Origin of the sequence: Metabacillus kandeliae (genome assembly GCF_021166585.1) — a bacterium.
GTDB lineage: Bacteria > Bacillota > Bacilli > Bacillales > Bacillaceae > Metabacillus_B > Metabacillus_B kandeliae.
Map to the genome: position 1 here is coordinate 591,728 of NZ_JAJOZE010000001.1, position 23,932 is coordinate 615,659.

General features: G+C 42.1%; 28 protein-coding genes and 2 riboswitches. Of the genes, 21 read left to right on the forward strand and 7 right to left on the reverse strand.

Annotated features, from left to right (window positions below; all coding sequences use genetic code 11):
* Window positions 1–12 precede the first annotated feature (12 nt).
* The 6 genes from LRR81_RS02885 (at window position 13) to LRR81_RS02910 (ending at window position 4,903) form a co-directional block, all read left to right on the forward strand.
* Complete coding sequence (locus tag LRR81_RS02885; protein WP_231787782.1) at window positions 13–138, forward strand: paeninodin family lasso peptide; 126 nt, start codon at window positions 13–15, stop codon at window positions 136–138.
* A gap of 101 nt (window positions 139–239) precedes the next feature.
* A complete protein-coding gene (locus LRR81_RS02890) occupies window positions 240–1,169 on the forward strand; it encodes an HPr kinase/phosphorylase (protein ID WP_231787783.1) in 930 nt (309 codons plus the stop codon).
* The gene (locus LRR81_RS02895) at window positions 1,166–1,456 is read left to right on the forward strand and encodes a lasso peptide biosynthesis PqqD family chaperone (RefSeq protein WP_231787784.1); all 291 of its coding nucleotides are present in this window, start codon (window positions 1,166–1,168) and stop codon (window positions 1,454–1,456) included. Before LRR81_RS02890 ends, LRR81_RS02895 begins: the two co-directional genes overlap by 4 nt.
* Before the next feature lie 60 nt (window positions 1,457–1,516).
* Window positions 1,517–1,936: a lasso peptide biosynthesis B2 protein gene (locus LRR81_RS02900; protein ID WP_231788600.1), complete on the forward strand. Its 420-nt coding sequence runs from the start codon at window positions 1,517–1,519 to the stop codon at window positions 1,934–1,936.
* A gap of 19 nt (window positions 1,937–1,955) precedes the next feature.
* Window positions 1,956–3,116 (forward strand): nucleotidyltransferase domain-containing protein, encoded by a 1,161-nt coding sequence (locus LRR81_RS02905; RefSeq protein ID WP_231787785.1) that lies wholly within the window; start codon window positions 1,956–1,958, stop codon window positions 3,114–3,116.
* Window positions 3,113–4,903 (forward strand): ABC transporter ATP-binding protein, encoded by a 1,791-nt coding sequence (locus tag LRR81_RS02910; protein WP_231787786.1) that lies wholly within the window; start codon window positions 3,113–3,115, stop codon window positions 4,901–4,903. Before LRR81_RS02905 ends, LRR81_RS02910 begins: the two co-directional genes overlap by 4 nt.
* 32 nt (window positions 4,904–4,935) lie before the next feature.
* Here the strand turns inward: LRR81_RS02910 and sinI are convergent, their stop codons facing one another.
* Together sinI and LRR81_RS02920 are read right to left on the reverse strand one after the other, a co-directional pair.
* A complete protein-coding gene (gene sinI / locus LRR81_RS02915; protein ID WP_231787787.1) occupies window positions 4,936–5,058 on the reverse strand; it encodes a DNA-binding anti-repressor SinI in 123 nt (40 codons plus the stop codon).
* Window positions 5,048–5,401, reverse strand: a complete 354-nt coding sequence (locus tag LRR81_RS02920; RefSeq protein WP_231787788.1) for an XRE family transcriptional regulator — start codon at window positions 5,399–5,401, stop codon at window positions 5,048–5,050. The genes sinI and LRR81_RS02920 overlap by 11 nt, the downstream gene beginning before the upstream one ends.
* Window positions 5,402–5,644: 243 nt before the next feature.
* On the opposite strand from LRR81_RS02920, the gene LRR81_RS02925 reads away from it, so the two are divergent.
* The 6 genes from LRR81_RS02925 to LRR81_RS02950 all read left to right on the forward strand — a co-directional run bounded on the left by LRR81_RS02925 (window position 5,645) and on the right by LRR81_RS02950 (window position 9,197).
* The gene (locus LRR81_RS02925) at window positions 5,645–6,151 is read left to right on the forward strand and encodes a signal peptidase I (RefSeq protein ID WP_231787789.1); all 507 of its coding nucleotides are present in this window, start codon (window positions 5,645–5,647) and stop codon (window positions 6,149–6,151) included.
* A 51-nt stretch (window positions 6,152–6,202) separates the two neighbouring features.
* Window positions 6,203–6,790, forward strand: a complete 588-nt coding sequence (locus LRR81_RS02930) for a TasA family protein (protein ID WP_231787790.1) — start codon at window positions 6,203–6,205, stop codon at window positions 6,788–6,790.
* An 81-nt stretch (window positions 6,791–6,871) separates the two neighbouring features.
* On the forward strand, window positions 6,872–7,600 hold the full coding sequence (tapA, locus tag LRR81_RS02935) for an amyloid fiber anchoring/assembly protein TapA (RefSeq protein WP_231787791.1): 729 nt from the start codon (window positions 6,872–6,874) through the stop codon (window positions 7,598–7,600).
* A complete protein-coding gene (sipW, locus tag LRR81_RS02940) occupies window positions 7,597–8,142 on the forward strand; it encodes a signal peptidase I SipW (protein WP_231787792.1) in 546 nt (181 codons plus the stop codon). Before tapA ends, sipW begins: the two co-directional genes overlap by 4 nt.
* Before the next feature lie 70 nt (window positions 8,143–8,212).
* Complete coding sequence (locus LRR81_RS02945) at window positions 8,213–8,512, forward strand: DUF5658 family protein (RefSeq protein WP_231787793.1); 300 nt, start codon at window positions 8,213–8,215, stop codon at window positions 8,510–8,512.
* Between the two features lie 385 nt (window positions 8,513–8,897).
* Window positions 8,898–9,197: a DUF5658 family protein gene (locus LRR81_RS02950; RefSeq protein ID WP_231787794.1), complete on the forward strand. Its 300-nt coding sequence runs from the start codon at window positions 8,898–8,900 to the stop codon at window positions 9,195–9,197.
* A gap of 26 nt (window positions 9,198–9,223) precedes the next feature.
* Here LRR81_RS02950 and LRR81_RS02955 read toward each other — a convergent pair whose 3' ends face one another.
* The 4 genes from LRR81_RS02955 to LRR81_RS02970 form a co-directional block, all read right to left on the reverse strand.
* Complete coding sequence (locus tag LRR81_RS02955) at window positions 9,224–9,562, reverse strand: helix-turn-helix domain-containing protein (protein ID WP_231787795.1); 339 nt, start codon at window positions 9,560–9,562, stop codon at window positions 9,224–9,226.
* An 81-nt stretch (window positions 9,563–9,643) separates the two neighbouring features.
* Entirely contained in the window at window positions 9,644–9,799 is a 156-nt protein-coding gene (locus tag LRR81_RS02960) for an anti-repressor SinI family protein (protein WP_231787796.1), read from the reverse strand.
* 31 nt (window positions 9,800–9,830) lie between these two features.
* Window positions 9,831–9,929, reverse strand: a riboswitch (cyclic di-GMP riboswitch).
* Between the two features lie 257 nt (window positions 9,930–10,186).
* Window positions 10,187–10,987, reverse strand: coding sequence for a YqhG family protein (locus tag LRR81_RS02965; protein WP_231787797.1), 801 nt, complete (start codon window positions 10,985–10,987; stop codon window positions 10,187–10,189).
* Between the two features lie 11 nt (window positions 10,988–10,998).
* The gene (locus LRR81_RS02970) at window positions 10,999–12,693 is read right to left on the reverse strand and encodes a DEAD/DEAH box helicase (protein ID WP_231787798.1); all 1,695 of its coding nucleotides are present in this window, start codon (window positions 12,691–12,693) and stop codon (window positions 10,999–11,001) included.
* 251 nt (window positions 12,694–12,944) lie between these two features.
* Window positions 12,945–13,039: riboswitch (glycine riboswitch) on the forward strand.
* Window positions 13,040–13,201: 162 nt separating this feature from the next.
* Between LRR81_RS02970 and gcvT the strand changes: the two genes are divergently transcribed.
* The 5 genes from gcvT (at window position 13,202) to gvpU (ending at window position 18,278) form a co-directional block, all read left to right on the forward strand.
* Window positions 13,202–14,305, forward strand: a complete 1,104-nt coding sequence (gcvT, locus tag LRR81_RS02975) for a glycine cleavage system aminomethyltransferase GcvT (RefSeq protein ID WP_231787799.1) — start codon at window positions 13,202–13,204, stop codon at window positions 14,303–14,305.
* Window positions 14,306–14,330: 25 nt separating this feature from the next.
* Window positions 14,331–15,680: an aminomethyl-transferring glycine dehydrogenase subunit GcvPA gene (gcvPA, locus tag LRR81_RS02980; protein ID WP_231787800.1), complete on the forward strand. Its 1,350-nt coding sequence runs from the start codon at window positions 14,331–14,333 to the stop codon at window positions 15,678–15,680.
* Window positions 15,673–17,148, forward strand: coding sequence for an aminomethyl-transferring glycine dehydrogenase subunit GcvPB (gene gcvPB, locus LRR81_RS02985; protein ID WP_231787801.1), 1,476 nt, complete (start codon window positions 15,673–15,675; stop codon window positions 17,146–17,148). The genes gcvPA and gcvPB overlap by 8 nt, the downstream gene beginning before the upstream one ends.
* 213 nt (window positions 17,149–17,361) lie before the next feature.
* Window positions 17,362–17,886: a YtxH domain-containing protein gene (locus LRR81_RS02990; RefSeq protein WP_231787802.1), complete on the forward strand. Its 525-nt coding sequence runs from the start codon at window positions 17,362–17,364 to the stop codon at window positions 17,884–17,886.
* Between the two features lie 2 nt (window positions 17,887–17,888).
* Window positions 17,889–18,278, forward strand: coding sequence for a gas vesicle accessory protein GvpU (gene gvpU, locus LRR81_RS02995; protein WP_231787803.1), 390 nt, complete (start codon window positions 17,889–17,891; stop codon window positions 18,276–18,278).
* A gap of 42 nt (window positions 18,279–18,320) precedes the next feature.
* On the opposite strand, the gene LRR81_RS03000 is transcribed toward gvpU, so the two are convergent.
* Window positions 18,321–18,722, reverse strand: coding sequence for a rhodanese-like domain-containing protein (locus tag LRR81_RS03000; RefSeq protein WP_231787804.1), 402 nt, complete (start codon window positions 18,720–18,722; stop codon window positions 18,321–18,323).
* A gap of 210 nt (window positions 18,723–18,932) precedes the next feature.
* On the opposite strand from LRR81_RS03000, the gene LRR81_RS03005 reads away from it, so the two are divergent.
* The 4 genes from LRR81_RS03005 to mntR all read left to right on the forward strand — a co-directional run bounded on the left by LRR81_RS03005 (window position 18,933) and on the right by mntR (window position 23,508).
* Window positions 18,933–19,769 carry a lipoate--protein ligase family protein gene (locus tag LRR81_RS03005; RefSeq protein WP_231787805.1) on the forward strand — a complete coding sequence of 279 codons (837 nt, stop codon included), beginning with the start codon at window positions 18,933–18,935 and terminating at the stop codon, window positions 19,767–19,769.
* Window positions 19,738–19,968 (forward strand): hypothetical protein, encoded by a 231-nt coding sequence (locus LRR81_RS03010; protein WP_231787806.1) that lies wholly within the window; start codon window positions 19,738–19,740, stop codon window positions 19,966–19,968. Before LRR81_RS03005 ends, LRR81_RS03010 begins: the two co-directional genes overlap by 32 nt.
* 381 nt (window positions 19,969–20,349) lie before the next feature.
* Entirely contained in the window at window positions 20,350–22,911 is a 2,562-nt protein-coding gene (locus tag LRR81_RS03015; RefSeq protein ID WP_231787807.1) for a vitamin B12-dependent ribonucleotide reductase, read from the forward strand.
* Between the two features lie 165 nt (window positions 22,912–23,076).
* On the forward strand, window positions 23,077–23,508 hold the full coding sequence (gene mntR, locus LRR81_RS03020; RefSeq protein ID WP_231787808.1) for a transcriptional regulator MntR: 432 nt from the start codon (window positions 23,077–23,079) through the stop codon (window positions 23,506–23,508).
* Window positions 23,509–23,932 lie beyond the last annotated feature (424 nt).

The following is a 23,932-nucleotide window of genomic DNA, read 5'->3' on the forward strand; positions in this document are numbered from 1 at the left end:
GGAGGTGATTTTATGAAAAAGGCATGGGAAAAACCAGAATTGGAAGTACTCGAAGTGAACATGACAATGGCAGGACCTGGAAGGAAAACTCCAGATGCTGCACAGCCAGATCCAGACGATCAATTGCGTTTCAGCTAATTTGAATTTATTGCATGTATACTTACCCATAAAAAAGCCCTTATAGTTTCATAAGTTATAAGGGCTTTTTTATACTCTAATGTTAAGTGGAGCTGGGAAATTTGCAAACAACCTTAAAAAGATATGCTTATACTGTATTTGGTCTATCGCTGGAGAGCGAAATACCGCTTCCAGAGCTTATTCATTTTAATCGACCTGCCCTTGATTTAGATTGTGAGATCGTAATACGAGATTTAACAAGTGTATGGGATAGTCTTAGTAGCGGAGAAAGTAAATTTTTTATGGAAAAAGACCATGTAATGTTCAAAGCGGCAAACACGGCTATCTTTTCTATTAAAGATGGCAGCAGGATAATTGTTTCTCCTTTTCCAGGAGCAGACTTTGCAAAGATCCGTCTATATATTTTAGGTTCATGCATGGGTGCTCTGCTGATGCAGAAGGGGATGCTGCCGTTGCATGGCAGTGCAATTGAAATAGATGGAAGGGCATACGCTATTGTTGGAGAATCAGGAGCGGGAAAATCAACCACAGCTGCAGCATTTTTAAAAGAAGGATTCAAGCTTTTAAGTGATGATGTGATTTCTATTGAGAATAGAGAAGGAGTTCCTCTTGTATTTCCTGCTTATCCTCAGCAGAAACTCTGGCAGGAAAGCATGAATTCTTTTGAAATGCAGACGCAGCATTATCAGCCATTATTTGAACGAGAAACAAAATATGCTATCCCAGTTCAAGATCAATTTTGTAATCAGCCGCTTCCGCTTGCTGGAGTGTTTGAATTGGTCAAAAAGGACAGCGGGAAAGTATCCATTTCTTCTGTCAGGGGATTGGAAAAGCTTGATTCCCTGTTTAGAAATACATACAGAAATTTCTTCATAGAAGGCATGGGTTTAGTAAGCTGGCATTTTAAAGCTACTTCAAGCTTTGGGAAATCAATTGATTATTATAAACTTAGCAGACCTGAAGGAACCTTTACTGCTAAAGAGGTTATAAATATTATTTTAAATACGATAAAGAAGGCGGGAGAAAAGTGATAAAAGAGAGCGTGATTCAAGCTGATAGCCAGTTAACAAAAGTTGAGGGTAATATCGTCAGCAGCATGGACGGTGAAATGGTTATGCTTAGTATCAACAGCGGCAAATATTATAACTTTGGTGAAATTGGAGGAGAGATCTGGAGGTTAGCAGATGAATTTCCTACAGTCAAAGAGATTATTGATGAACTTAGAAATATTTATGAGGTGGATGAAGAGACTTGCACAGCCCAGGTAATGGAGTTTTTGGAACACTTGAATAAAGAAGGCCTAATCGAAGTTAATTAAAAGATGAAGAGAAAGTTAGGATGATTAACGTTGATTCGTAAAGTTAAATCTTTCGTTAACATGGAAGCCGACATGAAAAAAATACTGTTTGAAGCGTACATTTATTTGGCTTGGGGCCGTTTACTAAAAATGATGAAGTTTTCAAAGGTTGTCCCGATGCTTGGTGTTCATATGGCGGAAACATCTGAGCAAGCATCAGCCGAACATAGAGAGTGGGTTTCAAAAATCTCTTTCGCTATTGATTGCATGTCCCGTTATACATTTTGGGAAAGTATGTGCCTCGTAAAAGGAATTGCTGCTGTTAAAATGCTGGAAAGAAGAAAAATAGAAAGTACGTTATATTTAGGAACCGCGAAAGATTCAACCGGTAACATGATTGCTCATGCATGGGTCCGTTCTGGTACTCAATATGTTACTGGGAAAGAAGAGATGAAAAAATTTACGGTTATCAGTACCTTTGCCAATAAATTTAATTATTAAGAGGGATAGGGAGAGTTAGATGGAAGAGAACATGTTTTCAAGAGAACAGAACCTATTATTATGGCTATCCCGGACAGATTTTGAAAAGCACATACCTGAAAAAGTATTTGATGATATTAATTGGATTGAATTTAAAGAATTAGCCTTACATCATCGTCTTTTTTCATTAATTTATCCAAGGCTGAAAAAGTTTAAGGAGCAGCTGATTCCTTCGTATATTAAAGAAGAGCTTGGGCGCTTATATAAGAGCAATACGATGAAAATGATGCAGCTATCTGGTGAAATGGGACTAATCAGCAAAGTTTTACTAAACGGAGGTATTCATACACTCTTTCTGAAAGGTCCTGTTCTTGCAGAGGAATTATATGGAAGCCTATCATTAAGGACCTCAAGGGATTTAGATTTTTTAGTACCTTTAGACAAATTGGAGGATGCTGAACAGCTTCTTGTATCCCTTGGATATGTAAAGAATGATTATTTTCCAAAATTTTTAAATGAATGGAAATGGCGCCATCATCATTTAGCTTTTTACCATCCGGAAAAGCATATTACTGCTGAAGTGCATTGGAGACTTAGCCCTGGACCAGGGAAAGAGCCTCAGTTTAAAGAGCTTTGGGAGCGTAAAAGGAAAAGTGCCATTACTCATCAGCCGGTCTATTTTTTGGGGAAAGAAGACCTTTTCTATTTTCTGGTGACGCATGGTGCCAGGCATGGATGGTCAAGGCTGCGCTGGCTGGCAGACATTGATCGCCTGGTAGTAACCAATCCGGATTGGAGGGTTGCTTATCATTTGTTGAAAAGATTTCAATGTTTGCAGCTTGGTGCTCAATCGCTGCTGTTAGCTTCACAGCTGTTTCAAACTGAGATTCCCGGTGCTTTTAAAGAGATAACAGCAGGCAAAAAAGCAAAAAAGTTAGCAGAAAATACGTATTTTTATTTAAAGGAAAAAGTGAATCTGCACACTGAACCGCTTCCTGAACATGTTTCAAATTATCATAGTCATTATTTATATTCATTAAAATCTTTTGAGCAAAAGATCCTATTTCTATTAAACTTTCTTTATCCTTACCCAAGCGATCAAGATAAATTGCCGCTCCCTAAAACTTTTCATTTTTTGTACTTCCCGTTAAGACCTTTCCTATTGCTTTGGAATAGAGTGAATAAGAAGGTGCTCATATGAAGTTTATAATGGAATATTTAAAGCGATTCTATCAATTCTCGGGGAAAGCTATTTTTTTAAATATGTCTGGCATGGTTATCGTGAGTTTGCTGGAAGGAGCAGGCCTTTTTATGCTCATTCCATTGATAAGTTTAAGCGGACTTATTCCGATCCAATCAGAAAAGCTTACTTTTATTAGTCAATCCTTTATGTATACTGGTTTGCCGAAAAATATACTGCTGCTTTTGCTGTTAGTTATGTTTGTGCTCGTTATGATAGGACAAGGCTATTTGCAGCGCTATATCAATATTAAGAACGTTGAAATCCTGCATATATTTTGCAGGGAAATCAGAATTAGACTTTATGAGATGACCCTGCAGTCTGATTGGAGCTTTTTTATTAAAAAGAGAAAATCAGATTTGATAAATTCTTTAACAACTGAATTAGCCAGAGTTATAGGAGGAATTAACTTTATTCTGCAGCTTGCGGCTTCCCTTGTTTTTACTGTTGTACAAATCGGAGTAGCTTTATGGCTTTCTCCTAAAATCACTGTCTTTGTACTTGTCTGCGGCTCTGTGCTGGTTCTGTTCTCTAAAAAGTATTTGAAAAGAGCCCGTAAGGCTGGTTATAAGTCATCAGAACTGTCGCAGCAATATTTAGGCGGAATAACCGATCATTTTAACGGTATTAAAGATATTAAAAGCAATACCCTTGAGCAGTCGCAAATCAGCTGGATTAAGTCACTGACCCAGGGAATGGTAGATGAACAAATTGAGTATGTCAAATTGCAAACAAGCACTGAATTATTTTACAAAGTTTCTTCTGCTATTTTTATTGCTGTTTTTTTATTTGTATCGGTAACTATGCTGCATGCAGAAATGGGGCAGCTTCTGTTAATTATCTTAATTTTTTCAAGACTTTGGCCTAAATTCACCAGCATACAGGCTGATATGCAGCGGGTGGCTTCTACTATCCCGGCTTTTCAATCGCTTGTGAGACTTGAAAAAGAATGCAAGCTTGCGGAAGAGACGTTCATTCATCAGCAGCAAAATGTTCCTGCTTTAGTTTTAAAACACTCTATTGAATGCCGAAATGTATCCTTTCGATACAATCAGGAGTCCAAAAAGAAGGTTTTGCATAATATTAATGCAACCTTTTACCGTAATCAAATGACAGCCATTGTGGGCAGGTCAGGAGCGGGGAAAAGTACGTTAATTGATCTGTTAATGGGGCTGATGAGGCCTGAGACAGGAAGTGTCCTGGTTGACGGGGAAGAACTGGAAAATCCTCTGGCGTTTAGGAAAGCAATCAGCTATGTTCCGCAGGATCCGTTCCTTTTCAATGGAAGCATTCGAGACAATTTACTAATGGTGAAAAACAATGCGATGGAAGTAGAGCTACTTGAAGCACTCGAATTTTCTTCGGCTGCAGAGTTTGTCAAAAACCTTCCTGATGGGTTAGATACCATCATAGGAGATCGGGGAGTCAGACTATCAGGCGGAGAAAGACAAAGAATTGTTCTTGCCAGAGCGATATTAAGAAAACCTTCCATCCTTATTCTGGATGAAGCTACGAGCGCACTTGATACTGAAAATGAATCAAAAATACAAGCAGCCCTTGAAGCATTAAAAGGCCAAATGACCATTATTGTCATTGCACACAGGCTATCAACGATTCGCAATGCTGACCAAGTCATCGTATTGGAACAAGGGGAAATTATTCAAAAGGGAGCTTTTCAGCAGCTGGCTCAGGAAAAGAAAAGCATGTTCAGCCATTTGCTCGGAAAGCAGATGGAATTGTCACAATAAAAAAGGACTGCTTCCACTCGGAAGCAGTCCTTTTATGCATTTTTTTCTCCTCTCAAAAACACCCTTACCTCCTCAACCGTCAATCCAATCCTCTCCGCCTCCATCATCAGATCCAGCCATTCCTCATCAATCGGTTTTGCCAATTCAATCGTCAATTTCCTCATCCTCTTCGTTTTGATCGTCCTGCCATTTTTTGAAACGTATGTAATCCCGGAAGTAGCGAAAATCGTCCTTGGTCATTCCTTCGTTTATGGCTTTTTCTAGGATGGTGAGCCATTCTTCATCGACGGACTTGCTGCTGTCTTTATCATGAAGAAGATCGTTGACGTCTGTGTCCAGTGTTTCAGCAATTTTTGTTAAGAATTGCAGGGATGGGTTTTTCTGAATGTCTCTTTCAATGTAGCTTAAATAGGATTTTGACACTCCAGCGAGCTCTGCAAGCTCGCTCAGTGAGTACCCCTTCATTCGCCTTAGCTGCCTAATGCGTTCACCAATCATAGATCATGTCCTCTCTGCAGTAAGCCGCTTTATCATATCTTCTTTCGTTCATTATAAATAACAAATCGTTCTATATAAAATTACAAAATTGTATGAAAACAGAAGAAAAAGGAAGGATGAAGGAGGTTTTGTTCTTATAAACGAACAAAACGACAAATTACGGTGTTTTTTTATTTGGTCATATATAGCTATAATTCGGTTATGAGGTTCGTTATGAAGAACAAATGAGGGTTGGGTGAGAGGATGTTTAAGTCCTTCCAGATCAATGGGAAGGTGCTGGCTGGCTTTGCCGTATTTTTTCTGATATTCACGTTCTTACAGCAATATTCGCCAATTCAGATGAAGAGTATTCTGTCAGGGTCCATGGAACCGGTGTTTTATACAGGTTCCATCATTCTCGAAAAAAAAACGGATCAGCATACTGTTTTCCGGCAGGGAGACGTGATCACGTTCAAAGTAGAGAACGGAATTCATATTACTCATCGAATTCAAAAAGCTGTTAAAAAGAACGGAGAAACCTTTTATGTTACAAAAGGGGATCACAATAATGGACCCGATTCTGAGATGGTCAGTTCCAGACAGATTGTAGGAAAGTATCTTGGGATTACTATTCCATATGCCGGTTATGTGCATCACTTTCTTTACACCAAGATAGGTTTGTTGGCTTTTATGATTCTCCCTGGAATTTTCTTGCTTGTCCTTTCCTGGCGAATGCTTTTTCTTCAAAAGACTTCCGTTAAACAAGGTTGAAACTTCTGAAATAGAAGTTCACATAAATTTAATCACTATGGGGGTTACAAAATGGGAATCAAAAAGAAATTAGGTTTGGGTCTGGCAACAGCTGCACTTGGATTATCACTGGTTGGCGGCGGTACATACGCTTATTTCAATGACAAAGCTGATGCAACAAGTTCATTTGCTGCTGGAACACTTGATATCGAAGCAAAGCCTTCCACAATTATCGATGTGAAAAACCTTAAGCCAGGGGACTACATGATCCGCACATTCAAGCTTCAAAACAAAGGAAGCCTTGATATGAAAAAAGTTCTTTTAACATCTAATTATATGGTGACAGATGCAAACGGCAATAACGCCGGAGAAGATTTTGGCAAATATATTAAAGTGGATTTCCTATACAATAGCGACAAAAATTCAGATGTCATTTATGACACAACCCTTGATCAATTGAAAACAAAAGATGGTGTTGATGCAGTAGAAAAAGGTCTTATGGGTGGAGAAAAGAGCGGCCTTAAAGCAGGAAAAACGGATGAAATGTATGTGATGTTTACATTTGAAGACAATGGTCAAGATCAAAATAAGTTCCAGGGAGATTCTATGAAATTAACTTGGACTTTTGAAGGGACTCAAGGTGCTGGAGAACTGAAATAAGCTAATTACCAAAAGGGAAGGCGGGAAGTTTCCCGTCTTCTTTTCCTATTCAATTTAAACACTTTGCAATGATGACAGGGGATGATGACAATCATGAAGCTTTTCATGAAAAATAAAAAGGTATGGGTCCTCACACAGGCTTCCCTTATATGGTATACAGGTGTTCTTCTACTAGCCAATATCCCCAGCGAAACAATGGCTTATTATTCCGACCAAACAGAGGACCAATTTGAAATACAAGCTGGAACATGGTGGGACAAGAGCAATTTATCCTTTGAGCAGGATCCTAAATCCCTTGAAATCGAAACGTGCGATGCAGCAATAGTTTCTTTTCCGGTTAAAAATTCGGGTTTTACAATGATTGGCCCGACTTCTTATAAAGTGCTGTTTAATAATGAAGTGATCGAGAATGGGACTCTCGGTGAAATATCTGAAAATGGTCTCGGTGCTATCTCCGCTGCAGCAGATAAGCCTGGAAGCTATCAGGCCATAGTAGATCAAAGGCCAGGATACCAGGGAATTGATGATCAAGTCACATCTGTTTCAAGCAGTCCGGTAACAGTCACTTGCACACCTCCAAAAGAAGAAGAAAAAGATGATAAGAAAGATCCTGAAAAGAAAGACCCTGAAGTTAATAATACTGAAAAGGCAGATAAACCTGCCGATGAGAAAATACCAGCAGGCAGTGAACAAGATCCATCCATTCATGATCAGCCTGCATCTAATTCTCCTGAACAGCCATCTGACAGCAGCCAAGTTCAAGATGAACAGCCAGTAAACCCAGACAGCGGGAAAGGTGATAAACAGTGAAAATACTGAAGAATATCATTAGTACGGTGATTACAGCAGTGTTATTTCTCTCTTTATGCACGATGATCTTTTTTGTTCTTTCTTCCAAAGCTTCCGGAGGAGAACCACAGCTTTTGGGTTATCAATTGAAAACGGTCCTTTCCGGTTCGATGGAGCCGGGAATTCATACTGGTTCTCTTATTGCTGTTAAGCCCGGAGGAGATATGACCCGGTTTGTAAAAGGTGATGTTATTACCTTCCATATGGATGAAAAAACGATTGTTACTCACAGGGTACTGTCTGTCGTTAAAAGAGATGGACATGTTTTTTACGAAACAAAGGGTGACAGCAATCAATCACCTGACTCTCAGCTTTTGCAATCCTCAAATGTAATAGCCGAATACAGCGGGTTTACTATACCTTACGCCGGCTATTTCTCAGAGTTCGCAAAATCAAAACAAGGGAATGCCATTTTAATGATTATTCCGGGCATTTTGCTTCTAATTTATTCAGTTTTTACAGTTTGGAAAGCACTCTCTAAATTAGAAGTGAAAACTCCTTAATAGAGGTGTTCAGCGCCTCTATTTTTTTTAGAACAGATTGTTCTTAAAAAAGAACGGATGGGGGAGTGTTTTGAAAAAGTGGTTTCTTTATCTGGCAGCCGTTAATTTTCTTGATGCAGCAGCAACAGCCTGCGGGCTCATGATTGGGGCAATTCAGGAACAGAATCCGATGATGAGCTTTCTTTATCAGCTGCATCCATCGGTATTTATAGGGGTGAAATGCTTACTGTCTGCCATTCTTGTTTTTCTTGCATACAGGCACGCATTTTCCTTCCACAGGCTGATAAAAATAGGCGCTTATGCTGCAGGAGCTGTTTACACCTTTGTAATGGCTCTTCATATTCTTTGGATTACTCAATCCATTATCTAAAGGAGAGATACTTTGTTTAAAAAACTTTGTACCCGCTGCACACGTGCTTCCTTCAGCAGCTACGATGGAGGGAAGTGGATCTGTCCGGCCTGCCAGAATGATTTGACTCATAGCAAAGCAATTCCCGCCAGCAGCAAAACCTCCTATTCAGAGGCATATGCAGCCTATCAGAAAGCTCATATTCAAAAGATAAAAGGTTTTTCAAAAAGCACATAACCCTGCTGGAGCTCAAAGCTGCCAGCTGTTTTTTTGTCTGATATGCTAAATGGCTTTTCATATAAATGATGGAGGAAGGGGGATTAAACTCTGCGTATTCCAATCGCGAAATTGGTTTTCTTTCTATCGAAAGGGGATAATTAACTAATAGGAAAGGAGGCAGTTACTTGTGAAAAAAGCGTTTGTCTATCTTGCCATCGTTAATGTGCTGGATATGTGTGCGACGTTCAGCGGGTTAAAGCTTGGGTTTATATATGAGCTGAATCCTGTAATGAATGCTCTTTATCAGGCTGATCCCATTTTATTTGCTGCCGTTAAGCTTTCCTTTTCTCTTATACTTGTTGCTCTCGTCATAAATGTCCCGATTAAAATAAATGTATTTCTAAGGTGGGCAACTGCTGCTGCCTGTATCTTGTATACGCTGATCCTTGGTATGCACAGCCTCTGGATTTACCACGCAGTCAGCTAAAAAAGAAAAAACGGCACGATGGCCGTTTATGATTTCTTTGATTGATCGATTCTCCATTTATTAAACTCTAAGAATTCGCGGAATTGATCCTTTGTGACGCCTGATTGCATAGCCTCTTTCACTAAGATTGCCCAATCAGAGTCAAGCTGGGTTTTATAGGCTTCTTCATCCTCTTCATTCAGCAGGGTGTTGACAGAAACGCCGAGCACTGCTGAAACCTTTTCCAGAAACTGAACGGATGGGTTGGATTGAAGGTTTCGTTCTATAGAGCTTAAATATGATTTTGCGACCCCTGCTCGGTCTGCTAGTTCAGATAGGGAGAGTTTTCTTTCTTTGCGATATTTGCGAATGCGCTGGCCTATCATATTATCACCTTCCTATATATAGACAGTATAGCATATAACGAAGGGATAATTTCTATAAATAGAACAGAGAAAATCACAAATTTATTTCACTAATTGGGGCATTTTTTCATTGGCTGCTGAAAATGATTGAAGATAGCTGCGAATTTCCTCAGACGTTATCCCCATCTCAAGTGCAGAGAGAATAAGTTCCTTCCACTCCTGATCCAATGGTTCCAATTCCGGCACTTTTCCGCTCATCTCAATTACCCTCCTAAAATACAATAGTATTTCAGGCAATCCGGCTATCCTGATTGCACCTATTCTGCTCTGCAATTTTAGACCCGTGACTTTGCGTCCTTGCCTTTTAGCAAGTTTGCCTTTTACTGATGGTGAATTCCACAAAAATCCATTTTAGTGTATCGATAGTCATTTATGTATGAATCTACCTTTGTACTATGATTATATAATTGAATTTTTAGAAAGTTTGCTGAACGGTGTCGAGACTGAAAAATTTTAACAACTTCATCGAAAAGGCGGAGAAACTGGGACTTTCCGGACCTATTAATTCCTTTCAGCAGCACAGGAAAAGAGAGTTGCTGTCGTCGTTGGGTATTTAGACTGCAGGTCAAAAGGTTTGGTGTTTTGTCATATTGTACCAATAGAAAATGGATTTAGGTAGAATATACCACCATTTTGAACGGAAATTGTAATTTTTGGTTCGTATAGCTCACGAAGCGCTTCTTTTTCGAGCCAATACGCCTCTGGTTTTTCTTCAAGATTCTCGTAAAAGTGATTTAATAGCATAAGATCCGCGTTCCAGCGCTGTCTGGCATCATCAGCCCATGTGTGTTCTTCCTGCTGTATTTTATCTTGAATAAAAGAGTAGATCCGATTCAGTCCGCTTTGCGGCTTGACGAGAGGCGACATCGTGAAGCAGAGGTCAGGAATTTTCGGCGTCATCTGCAGAAGCTCAATTTTGTGCTGGAAATCCTCTGCCATTGCTCCGCTAATCAAGTTCAAACCGATAGAGTAGAGCAGATCCTTTTTCATGTCACATTGGTAGGAAACTTGAATGTTTACCCCGAGCCAGGGGTGAAGCGGCATACTGCCTGACTGGCTGTCCGATTTTTCATACAATCTGATAAAACCGCCCAGCACTTTCGCTGATTGAAAGATTTGATGCAGTCTTGGGGCGCCGAAGTGAATAAATTCGCCTTTTAGGTCAGGATTTGTTTTTTCTTTTTCCGTAATTAATGTGAGCGGGAGCGGATTTGGGATGCCGCCTGTTTTTTCGAGATAATGCCAGTAGAAAGGGCGGTTCATCAGCTCTTTATCCATTTCAACGGTCAGCTGCACAGCCAAATGCCCCTCAGTGCTTTCTGTTATGCTGCATCCGTTTGCTGTGAAAAAACGCTGGAGCAATGAATGAATGTCTCTTTGCTGCATGATGGTCCTCCTTAGCTGGAAGCTTTTCTGGCTTCCGTTTCATTTTCTCCATAGGACAGGATAGAGGTTAAGTTCTCCATTTTAATTTTCATTTCTCCTTCAGAGCTGGAGTGGAAGAAGATGTCCTGGATGTGATCTTCGAAATTTCCGATTTCAAGCTTTGTAAGAATTTCATCAAGCTCGCCAACTACTTTTTCAAACAAATTAATTTTTTCATACAGCAGCTTTAATATGTGCTCTTCCACTGTATTTTTAACGGAGAGATTGTATATGTGTACGTCCCGCTCCTGGCCAAGCCTGTGAATCCGCCCGATTCTTTGTTCAAGGCGCATTGGGTTCCAAGGCAGGTCGTAATTGATAATATGGCTGCAAAATTGCAGGTTGATGCCTTCGCCGCCTGCTTCTGTTGCAATCAGCACCTGCATGCTGCCTTTGAAGAGCTCCTTCATCCAATCCTTTTTGCCGCGTTTAAAGCCGCCGCGGAACGGAACAGAGGAGATGCCATGCTCTTTCAGAAAGACCTGCAGAAAGAATTGGGTTGCCCTGTATTCGGTAAAAATAATGACCTTATCATCTATTTGTTTAATCAGCTCAAGAACCTTTTCAGCCTTTGAATTCATTTCAACCAGATGAATTTCTTCTATTAATTGATTGATCACGTGAGGCGGAAATGGCTTGCCTTCCTCCTCAGGCCGTTCCAGCATTTTTTTCAGCGTCATATAAACAGCTTCCCTGCTGCTGCATGCTTCTCTTTGCAGCGTCATCAGGGAAAACATCGGAACTCCCATTGGAGAAAGGTTTTTCACATCACAGATGGCCTCATACAAATTCCGCTCTGTTTCTGAAAAGGTGATTGGAACGTTTTCCACGATCCGTTTTGGCCATTCAATTCCTGTGTCCCCGCGCCTGTTCCGGATCATCACCTTATTAACCAGCTCCCGAAGGTGATCGTGGTATTCAACTTGGCGGTTTTTCGCCGAATAGACCTCTGAGAAATACGCTTCATTTCCAAGATGGCCCGGCTTCAAGAGAGAAACTAGGTTAAAGATTTCTTCAATTCTGTTCTGGATCGGAGTGGCTGTCAGCAGCAGGCAGTATTTCTTTTTCAGCTGCAGAACAAACTCATAGTTTTTCGTTTTATTATTTTTCAGTTTGTGAGCTTCATCGATAATGACCATATCATATTGCTGCTCCAGCACAATTTCCTTATGAGGACTCCGTTTGGCTGTATCAATGGAGGAAACGACAATGTCGCATTGCTCCCAAACATAGCTTTTCTTTTGCTCAACAGCCGGAATGTAGAATTTGGTATTCAGCTCTCTTGCCCATTGCGACACAAGGGAGGCTGGAACCAAGATTAAAACCTTTTTGACAAGTCCGCGAATCATATATTCTTTCAGAACCAGTCCGGCTTCAATCGTTTTCCCGAGTCCAACTTCATCAGCCAGGATGGCTTTTCCGTTCATGTTCTCAACGACCATTTTAGCCACTTCAAGCTGATGGGGGAGAGGGGTAAAGTCAGGCAGGTGCCGGGGAGCCTGCAATCCTTCAAATTCAGGAACCGCTAAATGAGTCTGAATCTCTGAAGATAGCTTGTACAGCTCCCAATTGCTCCACGGGCCGTCCTGCTCGAGCCGGGCAAAAAACTCATCCTGCCAGGACGTATCGATATTCACCTGGACATTTAAATGTGAATGCCTTTTCATTTTTTCAGCCTCATTTCATGAATGTTCTTCTTTATATCTATTTAATGCGTTTCGGAACTGTTAAAGTGTTTAATATTATCGTAAATACGAATGATTTGATAATTTATCATTTAATTATTAAGAAAAATCTTGATTGCCGAACACTGTAGAAAATGGTAGGATATGAAGTAGTAAGAAAGTTAGTAATAAATAAATTTTTCTTACATACATACATGTTTTAGTATTGCCATATAACCAGAATATATATGCGAATGAGAGCAGGGGGAGAGACTGCATAGAATGGTGCAGCGCCGAAGGAGCAAACAAATGATGTGAATCTCTCAGGCAAAAAGACTCCTGCCTGACGCAGCTCTGGAGAGAGCCTGCATGATTTTTGACAGGCCACCAAAGGGGAAAGCCCGTTTTTAACGGGTAAACTTTCAGGTGCTGGGGACAGAGACTTCCGTTTGACAAAAGGGAGTACTCTGTCCTTTTTGCTGGTGCATTTTAATATTGGAGGGGATACGGAATGGCAGATTTAAAGCGAACACCGTTATACGAGGTTTACAAAGAATCCGGTGCCAAAACGATCGACTTTGGAGGATGGGATCTTCCTGTGCAGTTTTCTTCTATTAAAGAAGAGCACGAAGCGGTAAGGACAAAAGCAGGTCTATTTGATGTTTCCCATATGGGCGAAATAACGGTAAAAGGCACAGGCAGCCTGGATTACCTTCAAAAGATGCTGACCAATGATGTATCCAAGCTGAAAAGCGGAGGAGCCCAATATACAGCAATGTGCTATGAAGACGGCGGAACAGTCGATGACCTCCTTGTCTATAAAAAAGACGAAGATGATTATTTGCTTGTGGTGAATGCATCGAACATTGATAAAGATTTTGATTGGCTGAAATCTCATGCAGACGGCCAGGCAGAGATTGAAAATATTTCTGACAAAGTGGCGCAGCTTGCGGTCCAGGGTCCGCTGGCTGAGCAGATATTGCAAAAAATGACTGCGGAAAATTTATCAGAGATTAAGTTTTTTAAATTTAAAGATCATGTTGATATTGAAGGCGCCAAAGCGCTTGTTTCCAGAACAGGATACACCGGTGAAGATGGATTCGAAATCTATTGCTCTTCAGAAGATGCTGAGTTTCTATGGAAGGAAATGCTGATAGCCGGAAAGCTTGAAGGACTTCTTCCATGCGGCCTTGGAGCAAGAGACACGCTCCGGTTTGAAGCAAATCTGCCGCTGTACGGACAGGAATTGTCAAAGGAAATTACACCAATTGAAGCTGGAATCGGTTTTGCAGTAAAGCCTGATAAAGAAGCTGATTTTTTTGGTAAAGAAACATTGAAAAAACAGAAGGAACAAGGCGCTGACAGGAAGCTCGCCGGGATTGAAATGATTGATAAAGGCATTCCGCGTCATGGCTATAAAGTATACAGCGGGGAAGAGCTTGTTGGGGAAGTAACGACAGGCACTCAATCGCCTACATTAAAAAAGAATATTGGTCTTGCACTGCTGAAGCGGGACTTTGCAGGGATCGGGACAGAGCTTGAGGTTGAAATCAGAAATAAACGCCTGAGAGCAGCCGTTGCAGAAACACCATTTTACAAGCGTCCAAAAAAATAATGAGTAGAAGAAGGGGGCATACAAGATGAAGCATCGCTATTTGCCGATGACAGAACAGGACCAAAAGGAAATGCTTGCCGCCATTGGCGCTGAATCTGTTGAAGAATTGTTTTCAGACATCCCTGAAAACGTCCGTTTTAAGGGAGAATATAACATAAAAAAAGCGAAATCCGAGACTGAACTGACAAGAGAGCTGACCAAGCTTGCCGGTACCAACAAGGATACAAAGCAATACGCTTCTTTTCTTGGGGCTGGGGTTTATGATCATTATGCACCTGTTATTGTGGATCATGTGATTTCCAGATCTGAATTTTATACAGCCTATACTCCATATCAGCCTGAAATTTCTCAAGGTGAACTGCAGGCTATCTTTGAATACCAGACGATGATTTGCGAGCTGACTGGAATGGATGTGGCCAATTCCTCCATGTATGACGGCGGAACAGCTCTTGCAGAAGCAGCAATGCTTGCGACAGGCCATACGAAAAAGAAAAAGATTCTTGTGTCACAGGGTGTGCATCCTGAATCAAGAGATGTCATCAAAACTTATGCAAAAGGGCAGTACATTGAAGTGGTTGAAATTCCGCTTGCGAACGGATTGACTGACCTGGAAGAACTTCAGGCGCAAATGTCAGAGGATGTTGCAGCAGTGCTTGTGCAGTATCCGAATTTTCTTGGCCAGATTGAGCCATTGAACAAAATTGAACCGATTGCCCACAGCGGAAGCGGCATGATGGTTGTCTCTTCCAATCCGCTGGCGCTTGGGGTGCTTGCTCCTCCAGGAAAGTTCGGGGCGGATATCGTGACTGGAGATGCCCAGCCGTTTGGTATCCCGCAAGCATTTGGCGGGCCGCACTGCGGATACTTTGCTGTTACTTCAAAGCTAATGAGAAAGGTTCCTGGACGGCTAGTCGGCCAAACGAAGGATGAGGATGGCAAAAGAGGCTTTGTTTTAACGCTGCAGGCGAGAGAGCAGCATATCAGACGGGAAAAAGCGACATCCAATATTTGCTCCAATCAGGCACTGAATGCACTTGCTGCTTCTGTTGCCATGACAGCTCTCGGCAAAAAAGGCGTCATCGAAATGGCTTCTCAGAATATCCAGAAAGCAAACTATGCTAAACGCCGCTTTCAAGAAGCAGGAGCAGAAATTGCCTTTGAAGGTCCGATTTTTAATGAATTCGTCATCAAGCTGCAAGGCTCAGTTAAGGAGGCTAATGCCCGCTTGATTGAAAAAGGAATCATCGGCGGATACGATCTCGGTCTTTCCTATCCGGAGCTTAAAGATCATATGCTTGTTGCTGTTACTGAGTTAAGGACAAAAGAAGAGATTGACACGTTTGTGAAGGAATTGGAGGTCGTGCAGCATGCATAATCAGGATCAGGCACTCATTTTCGAATTAAGCAAGCCGGGACGCACCGGCTACAGCCTTCCAGAAATGGATATTGAAGTGAAGGAACTGAATGAATACATTCCTGCAGACTATTTGCGCGAGGAAGAAACGGATTTGCCGGAGGTTTCCGAGCTTGATATTATGAGGCATTATACGGCTCTTTCCAAGCGTAATCACGGGGTAGACTCAGGGTTTTATCCGCTTGGATCCTGCACAATGAAATACAATCCGAAGATTAATGAAGCTATTGCAAGAATTCCCGGGTTTGCTCATATTCACCCGCTTCAGGATGAAAGCACTGTTCAGGGAGCAATGGGACTGCTGTTTGATCTTCAGGAGCATTTAAAGGAAATTACCGGAATGGATGAAGTAACCCTTCAGCCTGCCGCAGGGGCACACGGTGAGTGGACTGGCCTGATGATGATCCGGGCTTATCATGAAGCAAACGGGGATCATGAACGGACGAAAGTGATTGTGCCGGATTCTGCTCATGGTACAAATCCTGCTTCTGCCACAGTGGCTGGTTTTGACACAGTAACGGTTAAATCAGATGAAAATGGATTGGTGGATCTGGAAGATCTGAGAAGAGTTGTGGGCAGGGATACAGCAGCCCTTATGCTGACCAATCCGAATACACTTGGATTATTTGAAGAAAATATCCTTGAAATGGCGAAGATTGTGCATGAAGCTGGAGGCAAGCTTTATTATGACGGAGCAAACCTGAATGCGGTTATGAGCAAGGCGCGTCCTGGAGATATGGGCTTTGACGTGGTCCATCTTAACCTTCATAAAACGTTTACTGGCCCGCATGGCGGAGGGGGCCCTGGCTCAGGACCTGTCGGAGTGAAAAAGGATTTGATTCCTTATTTGCCGAAGCCTGTGCTTGTGAAAGAAAATGACACTTACCGCTTTGAATACAACCGCCCTGAATCGATTGGGCGTGTGAAGCCTTACTATGGCAATTTCGGAATCAATGTCAGGGCATATACGTACATTCGCACAATGGGACCGGACGGCTTAAAAGCGGTGACGGAAAATGCTGTACTGAATGCGAATTACATGATGCGCCGTCTGGCACCTTATTTCGAGCTTCCATATGACCGTCATTGCAAGCATGAATTTGTTCTCTCAGGAAGACGTCAGAAAAAGCTTGGCGTGAGAACGTTGGACATGGCTAAAAGGCTGCTTGACTTCGGCTATCATCCGCCGACAATCTACTTCCCGCTGAATGTAGAGGAAGGCATGATGATTGAACCGACAGAAACAGAATCCAAAGAAACACTCGATGCTTTTATCGAGGCGATGATTCAAATTGCCAAAGAAGCGGAAGAAAATCCCGAAATGGTTCAGGAAGCGCCGCACACTACGGTGATCAAGCGCCTTGATGAAACACTGGCAGCCAGAAAGCCTGTTCTGCGCTACCAGAAGCAGCCGCTGCAAACGGTCTGACCAGCAAAAAAGCCCCTTGCCTAAAAGGGGCTTTTTTGTTTAGTAAAAATAGAAATAACCCTCCAAAGGTCCTGTTTCGAACCTAATCAGGTTTAAAGATGTATGAAAAGGGAATGTATCAAACATCACAATTTGCAAAGGATACATATTGCTGCATGCATCGGAAAAACTAACCTATACATAAAAAAACGGGTAAAATCAGGAGGAATAAACATGGCCAACAAGAAAAATCTGGCACTGAGAGCGTCCATTGGAGCCATCGCGGGAGCGCTAATCGGCGTACTGACACACCCTAAAGCAGGAAGCACAATTAAGTCTGGTTCTGCAAGAGCAGGAGAAATGCTGAAAACTTCCGGCAGTACTGTAAAAGATAAGAGTCTGGAGATCGGAAGTGCTTCAAAAAGAAGGTTTTCTTCATTGAAACAGTCTGCAGCAGAGGGTTTTACACAGGCAGCCGGCAAAGTGAAGTCAGCTGGAGGATATGCTGCTAATTCTGTAAGCAGCGCTATCCCTTCCTTTGGAAAAAAGAACAAGGAAGAAAGCCTGGAAAAGATTGAAAATGGCGATGTAAGCGAAGAAGAATCAGTACCAGGCCTAGCCCCAGAATCGAAGGAAGAAGAGAAGAAAGTGGAACAGGATAAAAGTTCTGCTGGATCTGAAAGCGGGAAAAAGCAAGGCACAGTGATTACTAATAATGATGATACAAGCGAATCTCTTCGGCAAGCTGGAGGTGAATAAATATGAGTGCACAAAGCGGTGAGATTTTTGATCCGGTGCTTGAAGCCTACATTTTAGCAGCAAACCAGGAACAATTTTCTCTTGATCTTACGCTTTCTGTCCATGGCAGTCTTGTTTCAGGAACGCTGATTTCTACCTCAGAATATTTCACAGAGCTTTCCAAACTGTTCCGTAATGGCAACAGCGTGTCAAAAGGCTTCTCGGAAAGATTCCAAAATGCAAGCGAAGTCGGCCGCGACAGCAACTCTACTGTTTTCATCCATTTAAAGGATACAAGAATATACTGCGGCGATCAGCAGCCGACACCTTCTGGAAGCACCTTCCTATGGAGAGGTAAGCTTGACCAGGTCGAAGGCTTTTTTATTGGAAGAATCTCTGAATCAAATGAGTAGATTAAAAAAACCGGCACGGTTCTTCTGTGCCGGTTTTTCCTATTATTTTTTCTTGATTCGGCCTGACCATTGTTTAAATCCGCCTTTAAGGCAGTTAATATCTGTATAGCCTTTTTTGTGGAGAAGCTGTGCAGCTCTTCCGGAACGGGTTTCGTTCTGGCAATAAAGATAGATAGGCTGATCCGTTCGAAGCTCCTTGTAGCGCTGGCGCATTTGGGAAAGCGGAAGATTGCGGGCTCCCAGGATATGGCCGCCGTCAAACTCGTTCGGTTCCCTTATATCAATCAGCTGGGCTTTTCGATAGCCTGCTCGGAATTCTTCTTCTGTTAGTTTTTTCATGATTCTTTTCTGGTTAAAATAGGTGAAAACGGAGTAGGCGATGACCGCCACCAGGATCGCGATTAGAAAATAAAGTGAAGACAATGATTTCGACTCCTTCTGCATGCTGCTAAAATCTATTTGAACTATATCTATTATATAGAAGGAACCATGAAATGTCATCCGAATAACCTGGCGGCTTCGGGCGGAAAAAATTTTACAAGCCTTAATTTAGGCTCACTGCCAAAGAGAATGGTGCGAATGTATTTTATTCAGTACCTCCTTTTGGTAGACTAGTAAAAGACCACTAATACATAGCAAAAAGAGGGTAAGCATATGGGAAAAGAAGTTTGGCGGTTCATTGATTCTGGCAATTGCCCGCCTGCCTTTAATATGGCGCTCGATGAGGCGCTGCTTGACTGGCACAGCGAAGGGAAAATTCCGCCTGTGATCCGTTTTTACGGCTGGTCGCCTGCAACGCTTTCCATAGGATATTTTCAAAAGGTTGAAAAGGATATCAACATGGAAGCTGTCAGCAAGTACGGTCTCGGATTTGTGAGAAGGCCGACTGGCGGCAGAGGTGTATTGCATGATCAGGAGCTTACATACAGTGTAATTGTTTCAGAGGAATACCCGGATATGCCAAAAACGGTAACAGAAGCTTATAGAGTTATCTCAGAAGGCATATTGGAAGGGTTTAAAAACCTTGGCCTTGATGCTTATTTTGCTGTTCCGCGGACACAGGAGGAAAAGGATGGTTTGAAAAATCCGAGATCGGCTGTGTGCTTTGATGCGCCTTCCTGGTATGAACTCGTTGTCGAAGGCCGAAAGGTGGCAGGAAGCGCTCAGACGCGGCAAAAGGGAGTGATCCTTCAGCATGGCTCAATCCTGCTCGATATTGACGAAGACAAGCTGTTTGACTTGTTCCTATATTCCAGTGACAGACTGAGAGAAAGAATGCAGCGCAATTTTAAGAATAAAGCTGTTGCAGCCAATGCTCTTAGAAAAGAGCCTGTCAGCATGGAGGAAGCTAAAACGGCATTTCGGAAAGGCTTTGAACAAGGACTGAATATAGAACTGGAGCCTTATGAGCTGACAAAAGACGAGCTTGTTTACGTTGAACACATTGCTAAAACTAAATATGAAAGTGATGCTTGGAATTTTAAGAGATGAGCATTGTCTTGTAAGAAAATTAAATTTAACTAAGCCAAAAATTAAGCGGCAGCCCTGCCGCTTATTCTTTTTTGCTCCTTTGTCAAAACCTGCTATTGAAAATAAGGAACAAATGTTCTATCCTGATGATAATCCTTATGGTAAAAAAATTGGTGGAAGCAGCATACAAAAGATAGAAATTATGACACCATTTTCCTGATTTTATCATGCCGCTAAAATTGCAAGCGACAAAAACCTTCCTTTTTTGCAGTCTATATCATTAAGGCTTCAATTTCATCGTGTTTTCTTTTGTTTTTAATAAGTTTTCGATTTGACAAAACAGGGAAAAGATGAATGAAACTCAACATATAGTATATTATTTAAAAAACAGACTACTATATGTTGATTTTAAAGAGCGGTTTATGATACCTTTTATTAAGAGATTAGGCTCGTTTCCTTCAACTGCTGACAATCGATTACTTGCACATTCACCCCCCATCATTAGGATTGCTGCTTCTTGATTTCATCTCTAGAAAACAGGACAAAAGCAGACTGCAAAATAAAAGGAATAGCCGTACATAAAGATAGAGGAGTTGTTAGAATGCCCGTTTCATCCGTAGAAAAAATGCAGGTCGATGTGGAAAAGCTCAATAAGGATATAACCTTGTTTCCGCAAGTCCACCCGATTACAGAAGATATGCATATCACCCATAAAGGGGTGTCAAGGCTCGTTATGCTGGATCGCTATACCTTTAAGGATACAGAAAAGGTCACGCTGTCCAAAGGGGATTTCGTCGTTCTTACAATCAAGGAAGATCCAAAGTTTCCTGCAAGAGGGCTTGGCTTTTTAATCGACATTGACTGGAATGAAAAAACTGCGCAGGTGCTGGTGGATGAAGAATACAGACATTCACTGGATAAACCGGAGGAAGCTGAAACAGGCATTATTAAACGTTCGCTTGACGTTATTGAAAAGCCGCTGGAACTGTATTATGAACAAATTGCCAAGCGGAATGCAGCAGGACTTTCCTCTGTTGAAGAAACAGAGGAAAAGCAGAAAGAATGGTTTGAAAAGTTCTACAGCGAACTGGTGAACTTGAATTTTATCCCGGCAGGTCGAGTGCTTTACGGTGCTGGTGCAGGGACAGATGTTACGTATTTCAACTGCTATGTTATGCCATTCATTCAGGATTCAAGAGAAGGTATTTCAGAGCACCGCAAGCAGGTGATGGAAATTATGAGCCGCGGTGGGGGAGTCGGAACGAACGGTTCCACACTGCGTCCGAGAAATGCCCTTGCAAGAGGGGTAAACGGAAAATCCTCAGGTTCTGTGTCCTGGCTTGATGATATTGCGAAGCTGACGCATTTGGTCGAACAGGGCGGTTCAAGGCGCGGCGCCCAAATGATTATGCTTGCTGACTGGCATCCTGATATTGTGGACTTTATTATTTCAAAAATGCAGAATCCCCGCATTCTCCGATATTTACTGGAGAATACGGAAGATGAAAGCATTAAAAAAGCCGCAAAGGATAAACTCAAATTTAAGCCGCTCACTGCTCAGGAACAGGATATGTACCAGGGAATCGTTAACTACAAAACGATTCCCGGAACTGGCGGCTTTAGCGAAAAAACCATTAAAGATGCAGAAATGAAGCTGAAAATCGGCGGTCATTACAGCGTCCATAACTCTGAATTTCTAACAGGGGCCAATATTTCCATCACGCTGACAAAGGAATTCATGGAAGCTGTCGAAAATGACAGCGACTATGCGCTCCGTTTCCCTGATGTTGAAACCTACAGCCCTGAGGAGATGAAAGTGTATAACGAAGAATGGCATAAATCAGGCGATGTGCGCGAATGGGAAGCAAAGGGCTATAAAGTCCGCACATACCGCACCATTAAAGCCAAAGAGCTTTGGAACCTGATTAATGTTTGTGCAACCTACTCTGCTGAGCCTGGGATTTTCTTTATCGATAATGCAAACGATATGACGAATGCAGCGAGCTACGGACAGAAGGTTGTGGCGACGAACCCATGCGGCGAGCAGCCTCTTGCACCATACAGCGTGTGCAATCTTGCAGCAGTCAATCTTGCAGAAATGGCTGATAAAGAAACTAAAACAGTCAACTTTGAGAAGCTGCGCCGGACAGTGGAAGTCGGAGTCAGAATGCAGGATAACGTGATTGATGCCACACCTTATTTTCTTGAAGACAACAAAAAGCAGGCTTTGGGTGAACGCCGTGTAGGTCTTGGCGTTATGGGCCTTCACGATCTTCTGATTTACTGTGAAACAGAGTACGGCTCAGAAAAAGGCAACGAGCTCGTTGATAAAGTATTTGAAACGATTGCCGTTTCAGCGTACAAGGCATCTGTCGAGCTGGCGAAGGAAAAAGGCAGCTTCCCATTCCTGACAGCAGAAAATAAGGAAGAAGAAGCACGCCTGCGCAATGCCTTCACCGAAACAGGCTACATGAAAAAAATGCCTCAGGAAATTCGAGAAGACATTGTTCATTATGGTATCCGCAACTCTCATTTGCTGACCGTTGCCCCTACAGGCAGCACAGGAACAATGGTTGGTGTTTCCACAGGACTTGAACCGTATTTCTCCTTCTCTTATTTCCGAAGCGGCCGCTTAGGAAAGTTTATTGAAGTGAAAGCAGACATTGTTCAGGAATACCTTGATCAGCATCCAGAAGCTGATCCAGCCAACCTGCCGGAATGGTTTATCTCTGCAATGGAGCTTTCACCAAACGCTCATGCAGATGTTCAATGTGTGATCCAGCGCTGGATTGACAGCTCCATCAGCAAAACAGTCAATGCGCCGAAAGGCTACAGTGTGGACCAGGTTGAAAAAGTGTACGAGCGTCTTTACAAAGGCGGAGCAAAAGGCGGTACCGTTTATGTAGACGGCAGCCGTGATTCACAGGTTCTGACGCTAAAAGCTGAAGAGAATACATTTGATGAAGAAGAAAAACCAGCTGAAACTCAAGAAAAAGGGAAGGTTGTCCTCGTTGATACGATCAATGATCTGCGCTCAACGAACGTGACAGTCGGAAATGAAGTCGGCAATACCTGCCCTGTCTGCCGGGAAGGTACTGTTGAGGACCTTGGCGGGTGCAACACTTGCACAAGCTGCGGTGCCCAGCTGAAGTGCGGTTTGTAGAAAGTCAGAGAAGGCCGGAAATTCCGGCCTTCTTTTTTAAGCTCTAAAAAGAAACAATTTACGATAAAGCCGCCTTGATATACTACATGAACTATTGTACACTTGTAATGATTTGTTAAGAGCGGCAAAATAGGCAAGATTGGCCAAAGCATTGGAGGAAAAGGCATGCCAACACCGAGCATGGAAGATTACATCGAACAAATATACATACTCATCGAAGAAAAAGGCTACGCACGGGTCTCAGACATCGCCCTAGCCCTAGATGTACATCCCTCCTCAGTGACGAAAATGGTGCAAAAGCTTGATAAAGATGAATACTTAATATATGAAAAATACCGGGGCCTGATTTTAACTCCAAAAGGAAAGAAAATCGGCAAGCGTCTCGTTTACAGACATGATCTTCTTGAGCAATTTATGCGCATCATCGGAGTAGAAGAGGAGCGCATTTACCATGATGTTGAAGGAATCGAACATCATCTTAGCTGGAATGCCATCGACAGAATCGGGGACCTTGTACAATATTTTGAAGAAAAAGGGAAACGATTAGAGGACCTCAGAACAGTGCAAAAAAATAATGAGCATAGTGAGCAGGTATAACAGGGCATAGCCCTGTTTTTTGTTTGCGGAAAAAAGTGGAACATGGTTCGATAAACGGTTGAAATTCTCTCTCTGCAGCGTCTTTTTATGTGAATTGCTTTCATTTTGAGCACTTTTTAAGGGAATTGCTGCTAAAATCAGCGTTGTTAAAGCTGAAATACCCCTTATATATGCGGGTTTGGAAGATTTATTTGCAGGTTTTAGAAATTAATATGCAGGTTTCAGAAATTTAAATGCAGCCTTGGATGCTTGCATGCGTCATCTGGGCTTTATATGCACCCACAGAGTTTTACATACAGGATTATAGGTTTATATGCGGCTTCAAAAAACCAGGCTAAGGGTAAATCCCTTGCTTTAGGAAGCATGAGAACCGTCCCTATGCTTCTGTTAGGAAGCACAAGAACCGTCCCTCTGCTTCCTTGCT

Bases quoted from the DNA above. Each gene is read 5' to 3' on its own strand.
- LRR81_RS02885 (WP_231787782.1), top strand. From the start codon at position 13: ATGAAAAAGGCATGGGAAAAACCAGAATTGGAAGTACTCGAAGTGAAC.
- LRR81_RS02900 (WP_231788600.1), top strand. From the start codon at position 1,517: ATGGAAGCCGACATGAAAAAAATACTGTTTGAAGCGTACATTTATTTG.
- LRR81_RS02905 (WP_231787785.1), top strand. From the start codon at position 1,956: ATGGAAGAGAACATGTTTTCAAGAGAACAGAACCTATTATTATGGCTA.
- LRR81_RS02910 (WP_231787786.1), top strand. From the start codon at position 3,113: ATGAAGTTTATAATGGAATATTTAAAGCGATTCTATCAATTCTCGGGG.
- LRR81_RS02920 (WP_231787788.1), bottom strand. From the start codon at position 5,401: ATGATTGGTGAACGCATTAGGCAGCTAAGGCGAATGAAGGGGTACTCA.
- LRR81_RS02925 (WP_231787789.1), top strand. From the start codon at position 5,645: ATGTTTAAGTCCTTCCAGATCAATGGGAAGGTGCTGGCTGGCTTTGCC.
- LRR81_RS02930 (WP_231787790.1), top strand. From the start codon at position 6,203: ATGGGAATCAAAAAGAAATTAGGTTTGGGTCTGGCAACAGCTGCACTT.
- tapA (WP_231787791.1), top strand. From the start codon at position 6,872: ATGATGACAATCATGAAGCTTTTCATGAAAAATAAAAAGGTATGGGTC.
- LRR81_RS02955 (WP_231787795.1), bottom strand. From the start codon at position 9,562: ATGATAGGCCAGCGCATTCGCAAATATCGCAAAGAAAGAAAACTCTCC.
- LRR81_RS02960 (WP_231787796.1), bottom strand. From the start codon at position 9,799: ATGAGCGGAAAAGTGCCGGAATTGGAACCATTGGATCAGGAGTGGAAG.
- LRR81_RS02965 (WP_231787797.1), bottom strand. From the start codon at position 10,987: ATGCAGCAAAGAGACATTCATTCATTGCTCCAGCGTTTTTTCACAGCA.
- LRR81_RS02970 (WP_231787798.1), bottom strand. From the start codon at position 12,693: ATGAAAAGGCATTCACATTTAAATGTCCAGGTGAATATCGATACGTCC.
- gcvT (WP_231787799.1), top strand. From the start codon at position 13,202: ATGGCAGATTTAAAGCGAACACCGTTATACGAGGTTTACAAAGAATCC.
- gcvPA (WP_231787800.1), top strand. From the start codon at position 14,331: ATGAAGCATCGCTATTTGCCGATGACAGAACAGGACCAAAAGGAAATG.
- gcvPB (WP_231787801.1), top strand. From the start codon at position 15,673: ATGCATAATCAGGATCAGGCACTCATTTTCGAATTAAGCAAGCCGGGA.
- LRR81_RS02990 (WP_231787802.1), top strand. From the start codon at position 17,362: ATGGCCAACAAGAAAAATCTGGCACTGAGAGCGTCCATTGGAGCCATC.
- gvpU (WP_231787803.1), top strand. From the start codon at position 17,889: ATGAGTGCACAAAGCGGTGAGATTTTTGATCCGGTGCTTGAAGCCTAC.
- LRR81_RS03000 (WP_231787804.1), bottom strand. From the start codon at position 18,722: ATGCAGAAGGAGTCGAAATCATTGTCTTCACTTTATTTTCTAATCGCG.
- LRR81_RS03005 (WP_231787805.1), top strand. From the start codon at position 18,933: ATGGGAAAAGAAGTTTGGCGGTTCATTGATTCTGGCAATTGCCCGCCT.
- LRR81_RS03010 (WP_231787806.1), top strand. From the start codon at position 19,738: ATGAAAGTGATGCTTGGAATTTTAAGAGATGAGCATTGTCTTGTAAGA.
- LRR81_RS03015 (WP_231787807.1), top strand. From the start codon at position 20,350: ATGCCCGTTTCATCCGTAGAAAAAATGCAGGTCGATGTGGAAAAGCTC.
- mntR (WP_231787808.1), top strand. From the start codon at position 23,077: ATGCCAACACCGAGCATGGAAGATTACATCGAACAAATATACATACTC.